Source organism: Enterococcus sp. DIV1937, from assembly GCF_050535975.1.
Taxonomy (GTDB): Bacteria; Bacillota; Bacilli; order Lactobacillales; family Enterococcaceae; genus Enterococcus; species Enterococcus faecalis.
This window is the reverse complement of sequence record NZ_CP172909.1, coordinates 1,371,236-1,391,576: the sequence shown is the minus strand read 5'-3', so window position 1 is coordinate 1,391,576 and position 20,341 is coordinate 1,371,236. Positions and strand designations below refer to the sequence as shown.

At 37.4% G+C, this 20,341-nt stretch carries 20 protein-coding genes and 1 riboswitch; of the genes, 18 read left to right on the top strand and 2 right to left on the bottom strand.

Going from position 1 to position 20,341, the window contains the following annotated elements:
• The first annotated feature begins 96 nt into the window (after positions 1-96).
• Positions 97-1,149, top strand: coding sequence for a PTS sugar transporter subunit IIC (locus tag IGL13_RS06725; protein WP_002384478.1), 1,053 nt, complete (start codon positions 97-99; stop codon positions 1,147-1,149).
• 8 nt (positions 1,150-1,157) lie between these two features.
• On the opposite strand, the gene IGL13_RS06720 is transcribed toward IGL13_RS06725, so the two are convergent.
• Positions 1,158-2,048 (bottom strand): LysR family transcriptional regulator, encoded by an 891-nt coding sequence (locus IGL13_RS06720; RefSeq protein ID WP_002378358.1) that lies wholly within the window; start codon positions 2,046-2,048, stop codon positions 1,158-1,160.
• A 176-nt stretch (positions 2,049-2,224) separates the two neighbouring features.
• Between IGL13_RS06720 and IGL13_RS06715 the strand changes: the two genes are divergently transcribed.
• From IGL13_RS06715 to IGL13_RS06660, 12 genes are all read left to right on the top strand, one after another.
• Positions 2,225-3,166, top strand: coding sequence for a 2-dehydropantoate 2-reductase (locus IGL13_RS06715; protein ID WP_010711720.1), 942 nt, complete (start codon positions 2,225-2,227; stop codon positions 3,164-3,166).
• 275 nt (positions 3,167-3,441) lie between these two features.
• Positions 3,442-4,293, top strand: coding sequence for a ribosome biogenesis GTPase YlqF (gene ylqF, locus IGL13_RS06710; RefSeq protein ID WP_002357480.1), 852 nt, complete (start codon positions 3,442-3,444; stop codon positions 4,291-4,293).
• A gap of 1 nt (position 4,294) precedes the next feature.
• Positions 4,295-5,062, top strand: a complete 768-nt coding sequence (locus tag IGL13_RS06705; protein ID WP_002357481.1) for a ribonuclease HII — start codon at positions 4,295-4,297, stop codon at positions 5,060-5,062.
• Positions 5,063-5,122: 60 nt separating this feature from the next.
• A complete protein-coding gene (gene dprA, locus IGL13_RS06700; protein WP_002382350.1) occupies positions 5,123-5,986 on the top strand; it encodes a DNA-processing protein DprA in 864 nt (287 codons plus the stop codon).
• Positions 5,987-6,076: 90 nt separating this feature from the next.
• Complete coding sequence (locus IGL13_RS06695; protein WP_002407055.1) at positions 6,077-6,730, top strand: CPBP family intramembrane glutamic endopeptidase; 654 nt, start codon at positions 6,077-6,079, stop codon at positions 6,728-6,730.
• Between the two features lie 184 nt (positions 6,731-6,914).
• Positions 6,915-8,993, top strand: a complete 2,079-nt coding sequence (gene topA / locus IGL13_RS06690; protein ID WP_002357484.1) for a type I DNA topoisomerase — start codon at positions 6,915-6,917, stop codon at positions 8,991-8,993.
• A gap of 107 nt (positions 8,994-9,100) precedes the next feature.
• Positions 9,101-10,408, top strand: coding sequence for an FADH(2)-oxidizing methylenetetrahydrofolate--tRNA-(uracil(54)-C(5))-methyltransferase TrmFO (trmFO, locus tag IGL13_RS06685; protein ID WP_002357486.1), 1,308 nt, complete (start codon positions 9,101-9,103; stop codon positions 10,406-10,408).
• Between the two features lie 211 nt (positions 10,409-10,619).
• Positions 10,620-11,519: a tyrosine recombinase XerC gene (gene xerC / locus IGL13_RS06680; protein WP_002357488.1), complete on the top strand. Its 900-nt coding sequence runs from the start codon at positions 10,620-10,622 to the stop codon at positions 11,517-11,519.
• A gap of 28 nt (positions 11,520-11,547) precedes the next feature.
• Positions 11,548-12,096: an HslVU peptidase proteolytic subunit gene (gene hslV / locus IGL13_RS06675; protein ID WP_002357489.1), complete on the top strand. Its 549-nt coding sequence runs from the start codon at positions 11,548-11,550 to the stop codon at positions 12,094-12,096.
• A gap of 14 nt (positions 12,097-12,110) precedes the next feature.
• Positions 12,111-13,514, top strand: coding sequence for an ATP-dependent protease ATPase subunit HslU (gene hslU, locus IGL13_RS06670; protein ID WP_002360239.1), 1,404 nt, complete (start codon positions 12,111-12,113; stop codon positions 13,512-13,514).
• 20 nt (positions 13,515-13,534) lie between these two features.
• Positions 13,535-14,317: a GTP-sensing pleiotropic transcriptional regulator CodY gene (gene codY, locus IGL13_RS06665; RefSeq protein WP_002357492.1), complete on the top strand. Its 783-nt coding sequence runs from the start codon at positions 13,535-13,537 to the stop codon at positions 14,315-14,317.
• Positions 14,318-14,350: 33 nt separating this feature from the next.
• Positions 14,351-15,226: an aldose 1-epimerase family protein gene (locus IGL13_RS06660; protein ID WP_002363997.1), complete on the top strand. Its 876-nt coding sequence runs from the start codon at positions 14,351-14,353 to the stop codon at positions 15,224-15,226.
• 41 nt (positions 15,227-15,267) lie between these two features.
• Here IGL13_RS06660 and plsY read toward each other — a convergent pair whose 3' ends face one another.
• Positions 15,268-15,897: a glycerol-3-phosphate 1-O-acyltransferase PlsY gene (gene plsY / locus IGL13_RS06655; RefSeq protein WP_002360243.1), complete on the bottom strand. Its 630-nt coding sequence runs from the start codon at positions 15,895-15,897 to the stop codon at positions 15,268-15,270.
• A 205-nt stretch (positions 15,898-16,102) separates the two neighbouring features.
• Positions 16,103-16,262: riboswitch (cobalamin riboswitch) on the top strand.
• Between the two features lie 118 nt (positions 16,263-16,380).
• Between plsY and IGL13_RS06650 the strand changes: the two genes are divergently transcribed.
• The 5 genes from IGL13_RS06650 to IGL13_RS06630 all read left to right on the top strand — a co-directional run bounded on the left by IGL13_RS06650 (position 16,381) and on the right by IGL13_RS06630 (position 20,336).
• The gene (locus IGL13_RS06650) at positions 16,381-17,409 is read left to right on the top strand and encodes an ABC transporter substrate-binding protein (RefSeq protein ID WP_194180196.1); all 1,029 of its coding nucleotides are present in this window, start codon (positions 16,381-16,383) and stop codon (positions 17,407-17,409) included.
• Positions 17,402-18,409, top strand: coding sequence for a FecCD family ABC transporter permease (locus IGL13_RS06645; RefSeq protein WP_002361862.1), 1,008 nt, complete (start codon positions 17,402-17,404; stop codon positions 18,407-18,409). The genes IGL13_RS06650 and IGL13_RS06645 overlap by 8 nt, the downstream gene beginning before the upstream one ends.
• Positions 18,406-19,173, top strand: coding sequence for an ABC transporter ATP-binding protein (locus IGL13_RS06640; RefSeq protein ID WP_002365688.1), 768 nt, complete (start codon positions 18,406-18,408; stop codon positions 19,171-19,173). Before IGL13_RS06645 ends, IGL13_RS06640 begins: the two co-directional genes overlap by 4 nt.
• Before the next feature lie 141 nt (positions 19,174-19,314).
• Positions 19,315-19,758: a EutP/PduV family microcompartment system protein gene (locus tag IGL13_RS06635; RefSeq protein WP_002365687.1), complete on the top strand. Its 444-nt coding sequence runs from the start codon at positions 19,315-19,317 to the stop codon at positions 19,756-19,758.
• Positions 19,755-20,336 (top strand): cob(I)yrinic acid a,c-diamide adenosyltransferase, encoded by a 582-nt coding sequence (locus IGL13_RS06630; protein WP_002371113.1) that lies wholly within the window; start codon positions 19,755-19,757, stop codon positions 20,334-20,336. Before IGL13_RS06635 ends, IGL13_RS06630 begins: the two co-directional genes overlap by 4 nt.
• Positions 20,337-20,341 lie beyond the last annotated feature (5 nt).

Below are 20,341 nucleotides of genomic sequence, written 5' to 3'. Positions count from 1 at the left end.
GCGCTCTTCTTTGAGGCCGCTCTTTATCTAACAGAAAGTTCAATCATTCTCAAACTTGTTCTAAAAAAACAAAAATAATCAATAGGAGTGTTGAAAATGCCCACTGATAAACTGGATGCTCAATTAACCCCAAGAATATTTTTTAACAAAGTGTTAGCTGGAACAGCTTCCGGCACCATTATCGCCTTAATTCCCAATGCTGTATTAGGAGCCATTTTAAAATATTTTGCAGAATACAAGATTATCGAAATGATTATTCATGCGGCGCAAATTTTCCAACTAGCCACCCCTTTAATTATTGGTGGACTGATTGCTTTTCAATTTGGCTTAACGCCACAGAAAATGATGATTGCTGGCGGTGCAGCATTTGCTGGCTCTGGCGTGATTAAATTTAATTCAGAAGTGAAAGGCTTTATTGGTGCAGGCACTGGTGACATCATTAATATTATGATTACCGCTTCTGTTGCAGTCTTACTTTTATTAGTCATCGATAAAAAATTCGGTTCAGTGGAAATCATTGCTTTACCGATCGTTGTTGGAGTAGGTGCAGGTTTGTTTGGCATGTTGATTTATCCATATGTGACACAAATTACGGTTGCCATCGGGAAAGTGATTAACAATTTTACTGATTTTCAGCCAATTATCATGAGTATTTTAATTGCTTGTTCATTTGCTGCACTGATTATTTCGCCAATCACTACTGTGGCAATTGGTTTGGCGATTCAGTTGAATGGCTTGTCTGCAGGTGCTGCTGCAATGGGAATTGCAGCCACAACTGTTGTTCTTGTGATTAATTCTTGGAATGTCAACCAATCGGGAGTGACACTGGCTGTCTCTTTGGGCGGCATGAAAATGATGATGCCTAACTTATTTAAATACCCAATTATTTTAATTCCTTGTTTATTTACAGCGACTATTTCAGCAATTCCTGTGGTTCTATTCAACATTTCAGGAACCCCACAATCGGCTGGATTTGGCTTGGTTGGACTCGTGGGACCACTTGCTTCATTGGATGCGGGCTTAGGGATCTTACCCTTACTCTTTTCTTGGTTTGTTGTTCCAATTGTCGCGGGTTTATTCTCAAAATTCTTATTTGAAAAAGTGTTGAAACTTTATGATAGTAAAGTCGTCTTTGCTTATCAAGGCTAGGCTATCCATTAATTTTCTTTAATGATTCGTATAAAATCTCTAACATCTTCTGTCATACTAAAATCGCGGCGCAAAGCAATGCCGATGGGGAAATAGTCAAACTTATCTTTTAAAGGAATCCATTTCAGTCCCTGACTTTTTCCCACTTCATAATATTCAATCGGCAGCAAACAAATCGAATTATTTTTTTGTAAACTATAAAGAAGTACTTGTAAATCATCGTTATGCAAAATGATATTCGGCTCATAACCGAAGCTCCGAGTCCGATCTAGTAGTAGGCGACCAATCATAAAATTATCACTTAACGATGAAAATCGTTGATCTTTCAAATCTTTAAAAGTTAATTTTTCATATTGGGAGAGAGGATTTGATTCTGGTACCACGACATAAACATGGTAGCCTTTGGTAGTCGTTTCTAAAGGTTCAATATGAATAATTTCAGGTAAGGTATTTGGGAAAGAAATTAGTCCCATATCAATTTCTTTATTTGCTAACATCGTTTGTAATTTTGGCGAGCCATCTTGCTGTAATATTAAATTCACATGTGGATGGGTTGTTAAAAATCGTGAAATTTCTTTCATAAATTGTACAGCAAATAAAGTAGTTAAGCCTAAACGCAATTGCTTTTTAACTGGTTTCTGGTTCATTTCACGAATATCTGTTACCAATTGATCGAATTGAAAAACAACTTCTTGGCCATGTTCATATAAATAAACACCTGTATCGGTTAATTGAAACGGTTGATCAGAATGATCAAACAACGCTGTGCCTAACTCAGATTCCATTTTTTTCAATGCTAAAGAAAGTGTTGGTTGGGTGACAAATAAATTGCGAGCGGCCGCCGATAAACTGCGGGTATTAACAATTTCAATGAAGTACTTTAAAAGCTGAATATTCATCAGAAACTCCCCTTCTTTTTAAAAGCGCTTACATAAATGCACTTGGATAAAAAATAATAAATAGATCACTTATAATATAACATATGTATTGCCTTTTTATTGCTATAAAAGTAAGAGATAGAGATTTTCTTAGCAGATTTTTACCTAAAAATAAAAAATTGAACGGAGGAAAAGAAATGAAGATTATTATCGCAGGTGCTGGCGCTATGGGCAGTCGCTTTGGACTAATGTTACATCAAGCAGGAAATGACGTTATTTTTGTCGATGGTTGGCCAGAACATATTGAAGCAATAAGAAAAAACGGGTTAGTTGCTGATTTTAATGGCGAAGTGGTGACCGCTAAAATTCCTATTTATCCTCAGACAGAAGTAGCAAGCATCGATTTTACAGCAGACTTAGTTATCCTATTTACAAAAGCAATGCAACTGGCAGGAATGCTTGAAGCATTAGAACATTTCCTTAATAAAAATACGAAAGTTTTATGCTTGTTAAATGGAATTGGTCACGAAGATATTATCAAAAAATACGTGCCTTACGAAAATATTTTATTAGGAAACACAATGTGGACCGCTGGGTTAGAAGGACCTGGCAAAGTAAAATTATTTGGCAATGGTTCGATTGATTTACAAAATTTAGGAGCGCAAAGTGAACAAGCAGTAGAAGCAGTCATTAAGGTATTAAATAACGCTGGCTTAAATGCTCGTTATTCTGAGAATATTTTATCATCCATTTATAAGAAGGCCTGTGTGAATGGAACAATGAATGGTTTATGTACTTTGTTGGATTGTAATATGGCAGACTTTGGCGAAACAGAGCAAGCAGATCAAATTGTTCAACAAATAGTTAATGAATTTTTAGCAGTCGCTGAAGTGGAACAAGTTACGTTAGATAAACAAGCAGTGCTTCAACAAATCCGCTCGTGTTATAATCGAGAAACAATTGGTTTGCACCATCCATCGATGTATCAGGACTTAATAACCAATCATCGTTTAACCGAAATTGATTATATCAATGGAGCAATTGTTCGCAAAGGGAAAGTCTATGGGATTGCTACACCGTACTGTCAGTTTTTAACAGAGTTAATTCATTGTAAAGAAAATTTACTTCATGCTAAATAACAAGTAAAAACAGAAATATTCTTGAGTCGGTCTTGAGAAGAGCTTGACCTACTTCTTTCTATACTTTGCCAGTGTACAAGGCTGAGACAAAATCCAAAGTGAGTTTGGCTCAGCTTTTTTGTTTTTTAAAGAACACTACAGAAAATAAATCAAATCCGTGAAAAATATGTTAAACTAGAGAAGGTGTTTTTTCGCAAGAATCTACGCGGAACACAGGACTCGTTGAAGAATTGAATCAAAGAAACAATGTGTTAAAGAAGGGATTTGAACAGATTATGACCATTCAATGGTTTCCCGGCCATATGGCCAAAGCAAGAAGAGAAGTTTCGGAAAAAATCAAATATGTCGATATTGTATTTGAACTAGTTGATGCGCGGTTACCGCTTTCTTCCCGTAACCCAATGATGGACCAAATTGTCCAACAAAAACCACGATTAGTCCTTTTAAATAAAGGGGACTTAGCAGATAACGACCAAAATAAAAAATGGCAACATTACTTTCAAAAGAAAGGGTACCAAACCCTAGTCATCAATGCCCAACAAAATAAAGGAATCAATAAAATTGTGCCAGCAGCCAAGGAAGCGTTAAAAGAAAAATTGGCTCGTGAACAGGCGAAAGGCTTGAAACCGCGTGCGATTCGCGCCATGTGTATTGGGATCCCCAATGTTGGTAAGTCAACCTTAATGAATCGTTTAGTCGGAAAAAAAATTGCGCAAACTGGGAACAAGCCAGGCGTGACAAAAGGACAACAATGGTTACGCTCTGGTTCCCAATTGGAATTACTGGATACACCAGGAATTCTTTGGCCAAAATTTGAAGATGAAGAAATTGGGAAAAAATTAGCTTTAACTGGCGCTATAAAAGATCAATTATTGCATCTAGATGATTTGGCGATTTATGGATTAGAATTTTTTGCACGTTTTTATCCGCAACGTTTGACGGAACGATATGGTTTAACAGAGGAAGAGCTATTTTTACCTGCCCCAGAACAGTTGATGTTAATTAGCCAAAAACGTGGTTTTAGAGATGATTATAATCGAGCCAGCGAAATGATTATTTTAGAAATTCGCAGTGGAAAATTAGGTACGTATACTTTGGACCGCTGGGAAGAACTAGGAGACGAATAACATGGCAAAAGAGTCGATTCAGGCAATCAAAGAAGCGTTGTTAACTGTCACTGATGCAACCGATGAACGATTAGCAAGCTGGCGAGAAGATGAACGTTCAGGAGTGCAACAAGCGATCAAACAATGGGAACGTCGCCAGTTAGCCAAAGAAAAAGAGTGGCAACTTTTTAAAGAAATGAGTCAATTTGAGGAAGCGGCCTATAAAAAAGGCCATCGTTTAATTGCAGGAATTGATGAAGTAGGCCGCGGACCATTAGCTGGCCCTGTTGTGACAGCTGCAGTTATTTTACCGAAAGATTGTCAGTTATTAGGCTTAAATGATTCAAAAAAACTATCTGCTAAAAAACGGGAAACGTTATATAACCAGATTCAAGAACAGGCTGTCGCTATCGGGTTAGGTATCGCTGATCAAGGAGTCATTGATCAAATTAATATTTATCAAGCAACTAAACAAGCGATGAAGATGGCAATTGACGATTTAGCTTTTGCACCAGATTATTTATTAATTGATGCAATGCAGTTAGACGTTCCCCAACCACAAGAAAGTTTGATTAAAGGGGATGCACGCTCCATTTCGATTGCAGCAGCCAGTATCATTGCAAAAGTAACAAGAGATCGATTAATGGAAGAATATGATGAATTATATCCTGGATATGGATTTAAAAACAATGCAGGCTATGGAACAAAAGAACATCTTCTCGGGTTAGAAAAATACGGTGTAACACCCATTCATCGACGTACGTTTGCGCCAATAAAAGATATGATTTAAAAATAAAACACTTTTTTTACGTATTCTTATTTTAAGAAGATGTGAAAGAGGTGTTTTTTGTTGGAAATTTTACAACGACAATTATTATTTAAATTAGCGGTATGCCAAGGAATTGGCAATTTAGGTATCTTAAAAGTGTTACAAGAAGCTATCGCACAAAAGCGTGTTGATTTTTCCAGTACAGAAATTATTAGAATTGCTGAAATCAAGAAATATCGTGAATTATTTGAACAATCTTGGTTACACCATACGATTCATAGTGAAGCGTTATATATACGACAATGCCAACACCAATTTATGACAATTTTAGATGCCGTCTATCCTAAATTATTACGAGAAATTTATAATCCACCAGCAATTCTTTTTTATAGAGGAAATTTACAATTGTTAAGTAGAAGGAAAATTGGCATCGTCGGCGCTCGCTATGCCACTTCGTATGGGTTAAGAGTGACTGAAGCTCTGGTTCCTAAAATAGTCAAAGAAGGATTCACAATCGTCAGTGGTCTTGCCAAAGGCATTGATAGTCGTAGCCATGAGATGGCCATCCAGAACGGGGGTCAGACAATTGGAATTTTAGGCACTGGATTAGATGTATATTATCCGTATGAAAAGAAAGAATTACAGCAAACTATGAAGCAGAATCAGCTTGTTTTAACAGAATATGTGAATGGGAGTGGGCCGAAAAAATATCATTTTCCTGCACGTAATCGCATTATTGCTGGATTATCTTTAGGGGTCTGCGTGATGGAAGCTCGTAAGAATAGTGGCTCTTTAATTACTGCACAAGCGGCGATGGATTACGGGCGCGAGGTATTTGCCGTACCGGGAAGTATTTTCCAGTCTTTTTCAACAGGCTGCCATGAATTAATTCAGGACGGCGCTAAATGTGTTCAGACAATTGATGATATTTGTGAAGAATTGTGACTTTTACTAATTGTGAATTGACAACCTACGTTCACTTCGGTACTATTTAATCAGATTTTAATCTTTTGGTTGGTAGTTAGGAGTGTCTAAATGGAAACGGTTGTTAGAAAAAGATGGTTGTTTGGTATGCAGCTACTGGGCTTTTTGATTTTGGATCAAATTCCTTTGATGATGGTCTCAGTTGTTCAATTTTCTACAGAAAATTTTTGGTTTCGCTTTGTTAGTGGATTAGTGGCTGTTGGACTTGGTGCCTATTTCGTCTATCTATTTGTTGCTTTTTTGAAAAAGAAAAAGCTCATAACTTGGACTTTTTTAGGAATCAAAGAAACCTTGCCAGTGGTCTTGTTAGGTTTGGTGATAATCTTTTGTGTGGGAATACTTGGTGATTTCTTATTACGTCTGGAAGGACTAGAGACGACCTCTAACCAACAAAGTGTTGAAGAAATTGTCCAAGCCATTCCTAAAGGGCTTATACTTATTTTTGCAGGTGTGATTGGGCCAATTTTCGAAGAGGGAATTTTTCGTGTCGGGATTCAAGCGTTTTTCAAGCCAGCTTCAAAAATAGGCATACTCGTTTCTTCTATTTTATTTGCACTTGTGCACACGCCGACAGATATAGGTAGTTTTGTTATTTATTGGGGCATGGGTTTAGCTTTAAGTTGGGTCTATCTACGCACGGGTCGCTTTGAAGCTGCTGTCTTGACTCATTTTGTTTGGAATGTTATAGGTATTTTAATGCTTTAGGATAAAATCTATAAATCATAGGCATTTTTTATTTATAAATTCGGACAGTCAAACAGAAATGACAGAAATGTTAGAAAGCCTAGTCTTGACAAACCTATTCTATATAGCATATGATGTATTACGATTTGTGCGTTTTTTACATATATTATATAGTAGGAAAGCGAACGCGAAAGGAGCTAATTGAATGGCCTATAAGTATCTCGTGATTGTAGAATCACCTGCCAAAGCCAAAACAATTGAAAAATATCTAGGAAGAAACTACAAGGTGGTTGCCAGTGTTGGTCACATTCGCGATTTACCAAAAAGTAAAATGGGGATTGATATTGAAAATAATTATGAACCTCATTATATTTCGATTCGCGGAAAAGGCGATGTCATCAAAAGTTTAAAAGCGGCTGCAAAAAAAGCTGAAAAAGTCTATCTCGCAGCCGATCCGGACCGAGAAGGTGAAGCAATTGCTTGGCATTTAGCTTATCTTCTTGGCCTTGATTTAAAAGATAAAAACCGTGTGGTATTCAATGAGATCACTAAAGAAGCGGTAAAAGCGGCATTTAAAGAACCTAGAACCATCAACGTTGATTTAGTTGATGCACAACAAGCACGGCGCATTTTAGACCGTTTAGTTGGATATTCGATTAGTCCTATTTTATGGCGTAAAGTCAAAAAAGGTTTGAGTGCTGGTCGTGTGCAATCTGTTGCTTTAAAAATGATTATTGATCGAGAAAATGAAATTCGAGAATTTAAACCTGAAGAATATTGGAGCATTGATGGGAATTTCCAAAAAGGTCGCAAGAAATTCAAAGCAAATTTCTGGGGCGTAGATGGTAAAAAGAAAAAATTACCAAATGCAGAAGCGGTGAAAGAAATCACTTCTCGAATTGACGGTAAAGATTACGATGTTACAAAAGTTGAGAAAAAAGAACGGAAACGTAATCCTGCATTACCTTTTACAACCAGTAGTTTACAACAAGAAGCGGCACGTAAATTAAATTTCCGTACCCGTAAAACCATGATGGTTGCGCAACAATTGTATGAGGGAATTGCTTTAGGGAAACAAGGCACTGTGGGGCTGATTACCTACATGCGTACAGACTCAACCAGAATTGCCGATTCCGCCAAAGCAGAAGCTGCTGAATTCATTGAAAAGACCTACGGAGATGAGTTCTCAGCACATGGCGGCCGCAAAGCAAAAAATACGCAAGGTGCACAAGATGCCCATGAAGCGGTTCGTCCGTCAAGCGTTTTAAGAACACCTGATGAAATGAAGAAGTATTTAGATAAAGATCAATTAAAATTATATACTCTTATTTGGTCGCGCTTTGTTGCTAGTCAAATGACACCAGCGATTTTAGATACCATGAAGGTCACGCTTCAACAAAACGGCGTAACGTTTATTGCCAATGGCTCCAAAGTGAAATTTAAAGGGTTTATGCAAGTATACGTTGAAGGACGCGATGATGGTAAAGAAGACAAGGAAAATATTTTACCTGAATTAGTGGAAGGTGACGTTGTTAAATCGGTCGATATCGAACCGAAACAACACTTTACTCAACCACCGGCTCGTTTTAGTGAAGCCACGTTAATCCGGACTTTAGAAGAAAATGGTGTGGGCCGACCATCAACGTATGCGCCAACATTAGAAACCATTCAACGGCGTTATTACGTGAAGCTAACCAATAAACGGTTTGAACCAACGGAATTAGGTGAAATTGTGAATTCCCTAGTTTCAGAGTTTTTCCCACAAATTGTCGATACACATTTTACAGCGACAATGGAAACGGACCTAGATAAAGTCGGTGAAGGCCAAGAAAAATGGGTTGAAGTTGTCGATCGCTTCTACAAGCCCTTCGAAAAAGAATTAACAAATGCCGAAGAAAAAATTGAAAAAATCCAAATTAAAGATGAACCAGCAGGCTTTGACTGCGAACTATGTGGACATCCAATGGTGATTAAACTGGGTCGCTACGGAAAATTTTATGCATGTAGTAATTTCCCAGATTGTCGGAATACAAAAGCGATCGTTAAAGAAATTGGCGTGACGTGTCCTGTGTGTCACGAAGGACAAGTTATCGAACGCAAATCAAAGAAAAATCGGATTTTCTATGGCTGTAGTCGGTACCCAGAGTGTGACTTCACTTCTTGGGACAAACCAGTAGGCCGACCATGTCCAAAATGTGGGCAATATTTAGTAGAGAAAAAAGTTAAAGGCGGCAAACAAGTCGTTTGTATCAATGGCGATTATGAAGAAAACGTCCAAAAATAAGAAAAATTGAGACCGAAGAATTTACTTCGGTCTTCTCTTTTAGTAAAATGAATTGAGTTTGTAAGAGACAGCTCTTAACTTCTTGACATAGAAAGGAATTTTTATACATGACAAAAAAAGTCACAATTATTGGTGCCGGTTTAGCCGGAAGTGAAGCGGCATGGCAAGTGGCCAATGCTGGCGTACCAGTTGATTTATATGAAATGCGCCCTGTCAAAAAGACACCAGCGCATCAAACAGAAAATTTTGCAGAGTTAGTTTGTTCTAATTCATTACGTGGAAATAGTTTAACCAATGCGGTAGGTGTTTTGAAAGAAGAAATGCGCCGTTTAAATTCAATCATTATTGGTAGTGCAGATCAAACCGCTGTACCAGCTGGCGGCGCCTTAGCAGTTGACCGTGATTCTTTTTCTGAAACAATCACTGAAAAAATTAAAAGTCATCCATTAATTACAATCAAAAATGAAGAGATCACCGATATTCCGGAAGGGATTGTAATTATTGCAACGGGTCCCTTAACCTCTGAAAGCTTATCTCAAAAAATTCAAGAATTTAATGGTTCTGAAGGCTTTTATTTTTACGATGCAGCAGCACCAATTATTGATAAATCAACAATTGACATGGATAAAGTTTATTTAAAATCTCGTTATAACAAGGGAGAAGCGGCTTACTTAAACTGTCCGATGACTGAAGAAGAATTCAATGCGTTTCATGAAGCACTAGTCAATGCAGAAGTGGTTCCTTTACGCACGTTTGAAAAAGAGAAGTTTTTCGAAGGCTGTATGCCCATCGAAGTAATGGCGCAACGTGGCATTAAAACCATGTTGTTTGGCCCAATGAAACCTGTCGGACTAGAAGACCCTAAAACAGGTAAACGCCCTTATGCTGTAATTCAATTACGTCAAGACAATGCTGCAGCTTCTTTATACAATATTGTTGGTTTCCAAACGCATTTAAAATGGGGCGAACAAAAACGAGTATTCCGTATGATTCCGGGATTAGAAAATGCTGAATTTGTTCGCTATGGCGTCATGCATCGTAATAGTTTTATGAATTCTCCAGAGTTGCTAAAACCAACCTACCAATCAAAAAAACGTGACGACCTGTTTTTTGCTGGACAAATGACTGGTGTTGAAGGATATGTTGAAAGCGCGGCAAGTGGTTTACTCGCAGGTATTAACGCAGCTCGTCTTGCCAAAGGGGAAGAGCCGATTGAATTCCCTCGCGAAACGACTTTAGGAAGTATGGCTTATTATATTACACATGCAGAAGGCAAACATTTCCAACCAATGAATGCAAACTTTGGGCTTTTCCCAGAGTTACCTGAACGAATTCGTGACAAAAAAGAACGCTATGAAGCAATTGCTAATCGGGCCTTAGATGTCCAAGCTCAAGTTATCCAATCCTTAGACTAAAGTAGAAAAAATATGAGAAAAGACCGAGCATCATTGCTAAGAAATGCGATGATACTCAGTCTTTTAATTTTTAGAAAAAAATAACAAAAGCTAAAGAATAGTTAAAATTGTGAACATATTTAGAAATATTGATTAAATTCTGACAACTTAATTGTCTTTTGAAAAAGGTTATGCTAAAGTTACTTTGTAATCGAATGAGGAGGGCTATCACATGGAAGAAAAGAATTGGCCTGAGTTATTTGCTCGTTATCTTATTGTCGAAAGAGGCTATTCAGAAAAAACAAAAAAAGCATATCAAGAAGATATACAACATTTTTTTTCGTTTTTAAAGACTTCAGGTAATGACAATTATTTGACTGTGGAACATTTGGATGTTCGGGCTTATTTGAGCGAATTATACGATCAGGAATATAGCCGCAATTCGATTAGTCGAAAAATTGCCAGTTTGCGTTCTTTTTATCAATTCTTATTAAAAAATGAAGCAATCCAAGAGAATCCTTTTTCCTATGTTCATATGAAAAAGAAACAGTTACGGTTGCCCCGTTTTTTTTATGAAAAAGAAATGGATGCATTATTTGAGAGCGCACAAGGGGAGCAACCGCTTGATTTGAGAAATCAAGCGTTGCTAGAAGTTCTGTATGGGACTGGTATTCGGGTCAGTGAATGTGCGAACTTAACGGTGGACGCAGTTGACTTTCAAGCTTCTGTTTTATTGGTTCACGGAAAAGGAAATAAAGATCGCTATGTGCCTTTTGGTTCATTTGCACAAGACGCCTTAAAGGATTACTTAGAGAATGGCCGCGCGCTATTAATGACAAAATATCAAAAAAAACATCCGTATGTCTTTGTTAATCATCATGGTGAACAAATCACGCCAACAGGGATTGAATATGTCTTAAACCAACTAATTAAAAAAAGTTCATTAAATGCGGAAATTCATCCCCACATGTTACGCCATACATTTGCGACACATTTATTAAATAATGGCGCCGATATGCGGACAGTTCAAGAATTATTAGGACATGCTAATTTATCAACAACTCAGATATATGCGCATGTGACAAAAGAAAGTTTACAAAAAAATTATCGAACGTTTCATCCTCGTGCATAATGGAGGTAAACGTCTAGGAGGAACAATAATGGTTGAATCACAATTTCACTCTACAACAATTTGTGCAGTCGAAAAAGATGGAAAATTTGCAATGGCTGGTGACGGCCAAGTAACAATGGGCGAATCTGTCGTTATGAAAGGTACGGCCAAAAAAGTGCGCCGTATTTACAATGATGAAGTCGTTGTCGGTTTTGCAGGAAGTGTGGCAGATGCCTTTACATTAGAAGAAAAGTTTGAAGGAAAATTAAATGAATACAACGGAAACTTAACGAGAGCTGCGGTTGAGTTAGCCCAAGAGTGGCGTACACAACAGTCTATGCAAAAATTAGAAGCTATGCTGATTGTGATGAATAAGGAAGAAATGCTCTTAGTTTCAGGAACTGGGGAAGTCATCACACCAGACGATGGTATTTTAGCAATTGGTTCAGGCGGTAATTTTGCTTTGTCCGCTGCAAGAGCCATGAAAAACTTTGGCGATAAAGAAATGCCAGCGAAAGAGATTGCTAAAAATGCCTTAAATATTGCTGCAGATATCTGTGTATTTACGAATCATAATATCATTGTAGAAGAATTATAAGCGAGGGAAAATCCATGAATGAATTAAACAAAACACCAAAAGAAATAGTCAAAGAACTAGATCAATATATTGTTGGACAGCAAGCTGCCAAAAAATCAGTGGCGGTAGCTTTACGTAACCGCTATCGTCGCTTGCAATTAGAAGAAAATATGCAACAAGATATTACGCCTAAAAACTTACTAATGATTGGACCAACAGGTGTTGGTAAAACTGAGATTGCTCGTCGTCTCGCAAAAATTGTCAATGCGCCTTTTGTAAAAGTTGAAGCAACCAAATTTACAGAAGTAGGCTATGTTGGTCGGGATGTCGAATCAATGGTGCGGGATTTAGTAGAAAATGCGATCCAAATTGTTGAAAAACAACAATACAGTCGCGTGTATGCGCAAGCATTAAAAAAGGCCAATCAACGTTTAGTCAAAGTATTAGTGCCTGGAATTAAAAAAGAACAAAAACAGGCTGGCGGTAATCAATTTGAACAAATGATGAACATGTTTAACATGGCTCAGCAACAGCAAGAAGCACAAGAAGAAGTAACGGAAGATATTCGAACGAATCGCCGAACAATTTTGGAACAGCTGGAAAAAGGTCTATTAGATAATCGTGAAGTAACAATTGAAATTGAAGAACCGAAGAAAACGATGCCAGCTATGAACAATGGCCTAGAACAAATGGGTATCGACTTAAATGAAACGTTAGGCGCTCTGTCACCAAAGAAAAAAATCGAACGTACTGTAACGGTGAAAGAAGCACAAGAATTATTAGTGAAAGAAGAATCAGCAAAAATTGTCAATGACGCTGATATCCATAGTGAAGCGATTCGTTTAGCTGAATCAAGCGGAATTATTTTTATCGATGAGATTGATAAAATCACCTCTAAAAGCCAACAAAATTCGGGCGAAGTCTCTCGTGAAGGAGTACAAAGAGACATTTTGCCGATTGTTGAAGGCTCTCAAGTTAACACGAAGTATGGTCCTTTACAAACGGATCACATTTTATTTATCGCTTCAGGTGCTTTCCACTTGTCAAAACCAAGTGACTTGATTCCAGAATTACAAGGCCGCTTCCCAATTCGAGTTGAATTAGATGATTTAACGGCGGATGACTTCGTAAGTATCTTAACTGAGCCAAACAATGCTTTAATTAAACAATATGTAGCATTAATTGGCACAGAAAATGTTTCAGTCATCTTTACAAAAGAAGCAATTGAACGGTTAGCACACATCGCTTATGATGTAAACCGTGATACAGATAATATTGGGGCGCGTCGTTTACACACAATTTTAGAGCGTTTATTAGAAGATTTATTATATGAAGCACCAGATATGCAAATGGGTGAAATTACGATTACCGAAGCATATGTCAATGAAAAATTGAATGACATTGTTCAAAATGAAGATTTAAGTCGTTACATCTTATAAAAAAGGCTGGAGGAGAAAAGATGGCTACATTATTAGAAAAAACACGTCAAGTGAACGAGCTTTTGCAAAAAAATAATCTGTTTGACGTACAAGCAGAACTTCCGTACAACAAAATGGCAATGATTTTAGGGGATATTTTAGAAAGTAATGCGTATATTATTAGCAGTTCAGGGGATTTGTTGGGGTATACTGAAAAATTAGATGTTAATAATGCCCGTATCAAAAATATGTTTAAAGAGAAAAAATTTCCTCAAGGATACACCGAGGCCGTGGATATGCTCAAAGTAACCGAAGCAAATATTCCAATAGATAGTGATTTAACTGCATTTCCTTTTGAATCACGAGAGCTGTATCCGTTTGGGTTAACCACTATTGTGCCTTTGTACGGTGCTGGCAAACGCTTGGGTACGATTATTTTAGCGCGTGTTGAAAAATCCTTTAACGAGGATGATTTAGTGTTAGCTGAATATAGTGCGACCGTTGTCGGCATGCAAATTTTGTATCATCAATCCAGAACAATTGAAGCAGAAGTTCGCAGTGCGACTGCCGTGCAAATGGCCATCAACACTCTTTCCTATAGTGAATTAAAAGCCGTCCATGCCATTTTTGAAGCCTTAGATGGCGAAGAAGGTCGTTTAACTGCTTCAAGTATTGCAGATGAAATAGGCATTACTCGTTCCGTAATTGTGAATGCCTTAAGAAAATTAGAATCAGCTGGAATTATTGAATCACGTTCTCTTGGTATGAAAGGGACTTATTTAAAAGTGTTAAATCAACAATTTATTAAAGAGTTGGAAAAATAAGCAATTGCTCGTATCAACTAGGAGGACAACGCAATGACTGTACAAATTGAAAATGAATTTCTAATCGCAACATTTGCTGAAGAAGGAGCAGAATTAGTAAGTTTACAATCAAAAGAAACCGGCATTGAATATATTTGGCAAGGAAATCCTGAATTTTGGGCCCGCCATGCGCCCGTACTTTTTCCGATTGTCGGTCGTCTAAAAGAAGATACGTATATGTACCAAAATCAAGCGTATCATTTAACTCAACATGGTTTTGCTCGTGATCAAGTATTTGATGTGATTGAAAAAGGTGGAGAAGAAGTTTCTTTTTCACTAAAATCAACAAAAGAAACCAAGAAGAAGTATCCTTTTGATTTTGAACTAGTGATTACTTATACATTAGAACATCAAGAATTGACTGTAAACTACCAAGTAGAAAACACAGGGAAAGAAGAGATGTATTTTGGGATTGGTGGTCATCCAGCCTTTAATGTACCTTTAGAATCTTCACTAACGTTTGAAGATTATTATCTAAGTTTTTCACCTAAAAAATCACGGACACAGATTCCCTTAGCAGGCCCGTTTATTGATTTAGCGAATAAAACGCTAGCCCAAACGAATACCAGCTTTGACTTAACGCATCAATTATTTGAAAATGATGCAATGATTTTTGAAACAAAAGGTCAAACAGCAATTACGATTGCCACAGACGAAAGTGACCATCAAGTCACTTTGAGTTATCCAGAAATGCCTTTTGTGGGGATTTGGTCACCGACACCGAAAGAAGCGCCTTTTGTCTGTATCGAACCTTGGTGCGGGATTGCTGATGCTGTCGACGCAACTGGCCAACTCGCTGAAAAATTTGGCATCAATAAGTTACCAGCTAACGAACTATTTAAAACACAGTATATGATTAGTGTAAAATAAAGAAAAAGGCTGTGAACATTATTTGTTCACAGCCTTTTTCTTTATTTTTTTGCACGTAAGCCAAAAGAAAGGCGACTTTCTGTTCCATTTTTAATTCGCTGAATGTTTTCACGATGACGGACAAAGATAAAAGTAGTCAAAGCAATCGCAATCACGGTTAATAACCAGTTAAATGTTGGTAAAATAGCTGGGACAGTGAAAGGCAAAATAATAGTAGAAAGTGTAATTAGTACAGCGCTAATCATACTTGTTAAACTCACCATACTGGTTAGATACAGACAAATCACAAAAATAAGAGCAGAATAAATAAAAAATGTGGGGCTGTATGCTAATAACATGCCAGCGCTAGTGGCTACGGCTTTACCACCTTTGAAATTGGCAAAAATAGGGAAGGTATGCCCTAAAACAGCTGCTACCCCAAAGAAGAGCGGATTCACGCCTTGTAAACCAAACAAATAGGGTAATGAAGTGGCTAACGTTCCTTTCAAGATATCCATTAATAATACCGTAATTCCGGCAGGTTTCCCTAAGACACGAAATGTATTGGTTGTTCCTGTATTCCCACTCCCAAATTGGCGTATATCTTTTTTAAAGAAAAGTTTACCAATCCAAACACCTGAGGGAATCGAACCTAATAAATAGGCAACAAGTAACAAAATGACGATTTTCATCAAGTTAACCTCTTTCTTATTCAAACTAGGATTTATTTTATCATGAATAGAAAAACGGAACAACGTCTAATAACTAAAACAAGAAAAGTTTTTCTTTTGCTTGAGGAAGCGTTGACAAATGATTGATAACCGTTATAATAAATGTGTGTCATTAGACAAAGACGTCTAATCACTGGTTTGAAAATTAGTTATCAACGAAGATACAATATATATGTACTTATGAAGTGTCAGGGAAAGAGGTGCGAATCCTCTACAGACCTACCTACTGTATGGTGGATGAAACCAATAAGACCACAGATTATTCTGGAAGGATTGGGAGTAAGAAGAAGCTAAGTCAGGATACCGGCTTGATAAGTCTAATCATTCTTTTGTAGGAAAAAGAAGGGGCTTTGAAGATAACTGGCTGAGTATATCATTAGCATAGTTAAGTGACTGCTTTTTTTCTATTGGAGAAAAAAGTGGTTTTTTTGTATTGTTTTGACGTTGAGACAAAGGAGGTTCATTTCAGAAAATTTTCCCCAAAATAAAATAGACGAATGCGAGGATGAAAAAATGAAAAAATTTACTTTAACAATGATGACTTTAGGTTTAGTAGCAACACTTGGCTTAGCAGGGTGTGGTAAACAGGAAAAGAAAGCAACTACCTCTTCTGAAAAAACAGAAGTAACGTTACCAACCAAAGACCGTAGCGGCAAAGAAATTACTTTACCCAAAGAAGCAACCAAAATTATTTCCCTAGTGCCATCAACAACAGAAGTGATTGAAGACTTAGGTAAAACCGACCAATTAATCGCAGTTGATACTCAAAGTAGCACAATGATGACTGATTTAAAAAAATTACCACAAATGGATATGATGGCTGTCGATGCCGAAAAATTGATTGCCTTGAAACCACAAATTGTTTATGTGAATGACATCAATTTAGCTAGCTCAGAAAGTGTTTGGAAACAAGTGGAAGATGCTGGAATTACAGTCGTTAATATCCCCACTAGTACAAGCATCAAAGCAATCAAAGAAGACGTCCAATTCATCGCGGATAGCTTATCTGAACATGAAAAAGGACAAAAGTTAATCAAAACAATGGATCAAGAAATCGACGAAGTAGCCAAAATTGGTAAAACCATTAAAAAACCAAAAACTGTTTTGTTTGAAGTAGCTGCCTTACCAGACATTTATAGTTTTGGTAATGGGACATTTTTAAATGAAATGATTGAAACAATTGGGGCAAAAAATGTTTTGGCAAATGAAAAAGGCTGGTTACCAGTGACAGAAGAAGCGGCCATTGCTGCAAAACCAGAAGTCATTTTAACCAATGTTAACTATATGAAAGATCCCGCCAAAGAAATTTTAGCTCGTAAAAACTGGGAAAGCGTTACTGCAGTTCAAAACAAAGAAGTTTTCGAAATTGACAACATGTCTAGCTCTTTACCAAATAACCACATTACCAAAGCATTAAAACAAATGGCAAAAGCTGTTTATCCAGAGGAATACAAGGATTTAAAAGATGAGTAAAAAAACGTGTCTCATACTGATGCTCTTGATTAGTATGAGCATGCTCTTTTTGGGTATTAAAATTGGAAGTGTTCAGATTTCGTTAACGGATTTGCTTCAAATTTTAGTGAAAAAGACGGTTTCAGAAGACGGGATTTTAGAGGGAATCATCTGGAATGTACGGTTACCGCGTGTCGTGATGGCCTATCTCGTGGGCGCAGGCTTAGCAGTAAGTGGCACGGTGATGCAATCACTCTTAGGTAATCCTTTAGCTTCTTCGTATACTTTGGGCGTATCAGCGGGAGCATCCTTAGGCGCTGCGTTAATCATGGTAACTGGAGTAACTGCTTCGATCTTAGGGGCATTTTTATTGCCTTTAACTGGTTTTATCTTTGGCTTAGCAACGGTCTTTTTAGTTTTGTTATTTACGCAAACAATGGATAGTCAAATGTCCAATCAAACAGTTGTTTTAGTGGGAATGATTATGACCTTGTTTGTCGGTGCTATTTTGACGTTGATTACAGCACTTTTCCAAGATTATTTGAAACAATTAGTCTTTTGGCAAATGGGTAGTTTTTCTGGCAGTAATTGGCAAAAAATTGCTATTTATTGTCCAATCTTGCTTGTCAGCAGTCTGTTTCTTTGGTTTGATGCCAACGCATTGGATGTTCTCGGTTTAGGAGAAGAACATGCGATGTTAGCGGGAGTAGAAGTCAAAACAGCAAAACTACGCATTATTCTTTTGGCTAGTTTACTAGCAGGAAGTGCGGTTTCATTTGTCGGTGTGATTGGTTTTGTTGATTTAATAGCACCACATATTGTCCGTCGCTATTTAGGGGCGACTCATCGCTGGCTGATTCCCGGTTCAGCAATCTTAGGTGGGACCATCATGGTAATAGGGGACACAATTGCTCGCACGATTTTATCACCAAGAGAAATTCCCATCGGGGCCGTAACAGCCTTGATTGGAGCGCCATTCTTCTTGTATATTTACTTTAAAAAAAGGGGCGTTGCTGCATGATTGAATTAAAAGAAACAGCTGTAACGCTCCAACAAACCCCCATTTTAAAAGATATTTCCCTCGTTTTTCCGACAGGTAGTAAAACTTGTATTTTAGGTCCAAATGGTTGCGGTAAAACGACACTTTTAAAAACGATTGCCGGACTTGTCCCTTATAGTGGTTCTGTTTTAATTGATGGTCAAGAAGTTCATGGACAAAAGCGGAAGGAATTGGCAACGAAAGTAGCGATGATGAGTCAATTCACGACAGTTGCTTTTGATTATACGGTTTACGAAACAGTTTTGATGGGGGCGTATCGACAACAAGCACAACGTTTTTTACCTATTGTTTCTAAACAAGAAAAAGAACGAGTCCTTTATTATTTAGAACGCACGGGTTTATTGCCTTTAAAAGATAAAGTTGTCAATCAGCTTTCAGGAGGACAACAACAACGAGTATTTTTGGCTAAATTATTTGTACAAGATCCAGAAATTATTTTATTGGATGAACCCAATAATCATTTGGATATTCGGTATCAACAAGAATTGATTCAGCAGTTAAATGAGTGGAGTGCGCAAGAAGGGAAAACGTTAATCGGGGTGTTTCATGATATCCGTTTAGCGTTAACGCTAAGTGAAAAAATTGTGTTTATGAAGCAAGGGAAAGTGGCCGCGCAAGGTGATTTTCAAACGTTGGCTTCCAAAGAATTTTTACAAACGATTTTTGAAACAGATATTGTCTCCTATTTTCAGAAACAACATAAAGTTTGGGAAACTATTCAATAATTTTGACAAGTTTTTTGGAAACAGGTAAGATAAAGGCAAAGAAGCAGAAACACAATGGCGTGTTTTAACAAATCGGCAAAGGAGCCCAAGACTAAGTACGTGATGGTACTTGCTTTGGGCTCCTTTTTTATGGAGGTAGCGATGAAACGAATCATTTTAATGGGAGCTATCGGTTGTGGCAAAACCACGTTATGTCAAGCTCTGCAAGGCAAAGAATTAATTTATGATAAAACACAGGCGGTGGAATTTCATACAGAAATGATTGATACACCAGGTGAGTTTATTTTGCATCGACAATATTATAATGCGTTAAACGTCACAGCGGCAGAAGCAGATGTGATCGGTTTGGTTCAAAGTGCTGTAGAAACACAACAAGTTTTTTCACCAGGATTTGGTAGTATTTTCCCGAAAGAAATCATTGGTATTTTAACCAAGATTGATTTAGCACAAGATTCTCAGCAGTTAGATATTGTTCGGCAACAATTAAAAAGTGCGGGTGCAACAAGAATTTTTGAAATTTCTTCTGTTGAAAAAATTGGCTTGCAAGAATTAGTAGATTATTTAGAGGAGGATGAAGCAGAATGAAAATTTATACAAAAACTGGCGATAAGGGAATGACGAAATTAGTCGGCAGCTCAACCGTCGCTAAGGATTCTGATCGAGTTGAAAGTTATGGAACGATTGATGAATTGAATTCTTGGGTGGGCTATATTATCAGCCAACTTCCACAAGAAAATCAAGAAATTAAAGAAGAACTAGAAGCTTTACAACATTTACTTTTTGATGCGGGAACAGATTTGTCAACACCGATTGAAGCACAACGACCATTTAAATTACAAAAGGAAAGTGTGCATTGGCTAGAACAGCGGATTGATTTCTACACTGCACAATCACCAGATATTGATCGTTTTATTTTACCTGGCGGAACCCCAGCAGCCAGTATGGTTCATGTAGCTCGGACGATTGCACGGCGCGCAGAACGCATCATTGTTCGTTTAAATTGGACAGCCAAAATTAACGAAGAGGTATTAATTTTTACCAATCGTTTATCAGATTATTTTTATGCGTTGGCTCGCTATTTAAATGTTCAAGCACAACGACCTGATGTTTTTTATGAACGAAGCGAAATGGTTTTCCATAAAATTAAAGAAGATGGATTGTAAACAGT

Bases quoted from the DNA above. Each gene is read 5' to 3' on its own strand.
- IGL13_RS06725 (WP_002384478.1), top strand. From the start codon at position 97: ATGCCCACTGATAAACTGGATGCTCAATTAACCCCAAGAATATTTTTT.
- IGL13_RS06720 (WP_002378358.1), bottom strand. From the start codon at position 2,048: ATGAATATTCAGCTTTTAAAGTACTTCATTGAAATTGTTAATACCCGC.
- IGL13_RS06715 (WP_010711720.1), top strand. From the start codon at position 2,225: ATGAAGATTATTATCGCAGGTGCTGGCGCTATGGGCAGTCGCTTTGGA.
- ylqF (WP_002357480.1), top strand. From the start codon at position 3,442: ATGACCATTCAATGGTTTCCCGGCCATATGGCCAAAGCAAGAAGAGAA.
- IGL13_RS06705 (WP_002357481.1), top strand. From the start codon at position 4,295: ATGGCAAAAGAGTCGATTCAGGCAATCAAAGAAGCGTTGTTAACTGTC.
- IGL13_RS06695 (WP_002407055.1), top strand. From the start codon at position 6,077: ATGGAAACGGTTGTTAGAAAAAGATGGTTGTTTGGTATGCAGCTACTG.
- topA (WP_002357484.1), top strand. From the start codon at position 6,915: ATGGCCTATAAGTATCTCGTGATTGTAGAATCACCTGCCAAAGCCAAA.
- trmFO (WP_002357486.1), top strand. From the start codon at position 9,101: ATGACAAAAAAAGTCACAATTATTGGTGCCGGTTTAGCCGGAAGTGAA.
- xerC (WP_002357488.1), top strand. From the start codon at position 10,620: ATGGAAGAAAAGAATTGGCCTGAGTTATTTGCTCGTTATCTTATTGTC.
- hslV (WP_002357489.1), top strand. From the start codon at position 11,548: ATGGTTGAATCACAATTTCACTCTACAACAATTTGTGCAGTCGAAAAA.
- hslU (WP_002360239.1), top strand. From the start codon at position 12,111: ATGAATGAATTAAACAAAACACCAAAAGAAATAGTCAAAGAACTAGAT.
- codY (WP_002357492.1), top strand. From the start codon at position 13,535: ATGGCTACATTATTAGAAAAAACACGTCAAGTGAACGAGCTTTTGCAA.
- IGL13_RS06660 (WP_002363997.1), top strand. From the start codon at position 14,351: ATGACTGTACAAATTGAAAATGAATTTCTAATCGCAACATTTGCTGAA.
- plsY (WP_002360243.1), bottom strand. From the start codon at position 15,897: ATGAAAATCGTCATTTTGTTACTTGTTGCCTATTTATTAGGTTCGATT.
- IGL13_RS06645 (WP_002361862.1), top strand. From the start codon at position 17,402: ATGAGTAAAAAAACGTGTCTCATACTGATGCTCTTGATTAGTATGAGC.
- IGL13_RS06640 (WP_002365688.1), top strand. From the start codon at position 18,406: ATGATTGAATTAAAAGAAACAGCTGTAACGCTCCAACAAACCCCCATT.
- IGL13_RS06635 (WP_002365687.1), top strand. From the start codon at position 19,315: ATGAAACGAATCATTTTAATGGGAGCTATCGGTTGTGGCAAAACCACG.
- IGL13_RS06630 (WP_002371113.1), top strand. From the start codon at position 19,755: ATGAAAATTTATACAAAAACTGGCGATAAGGGAATGACGAAATTAGTC.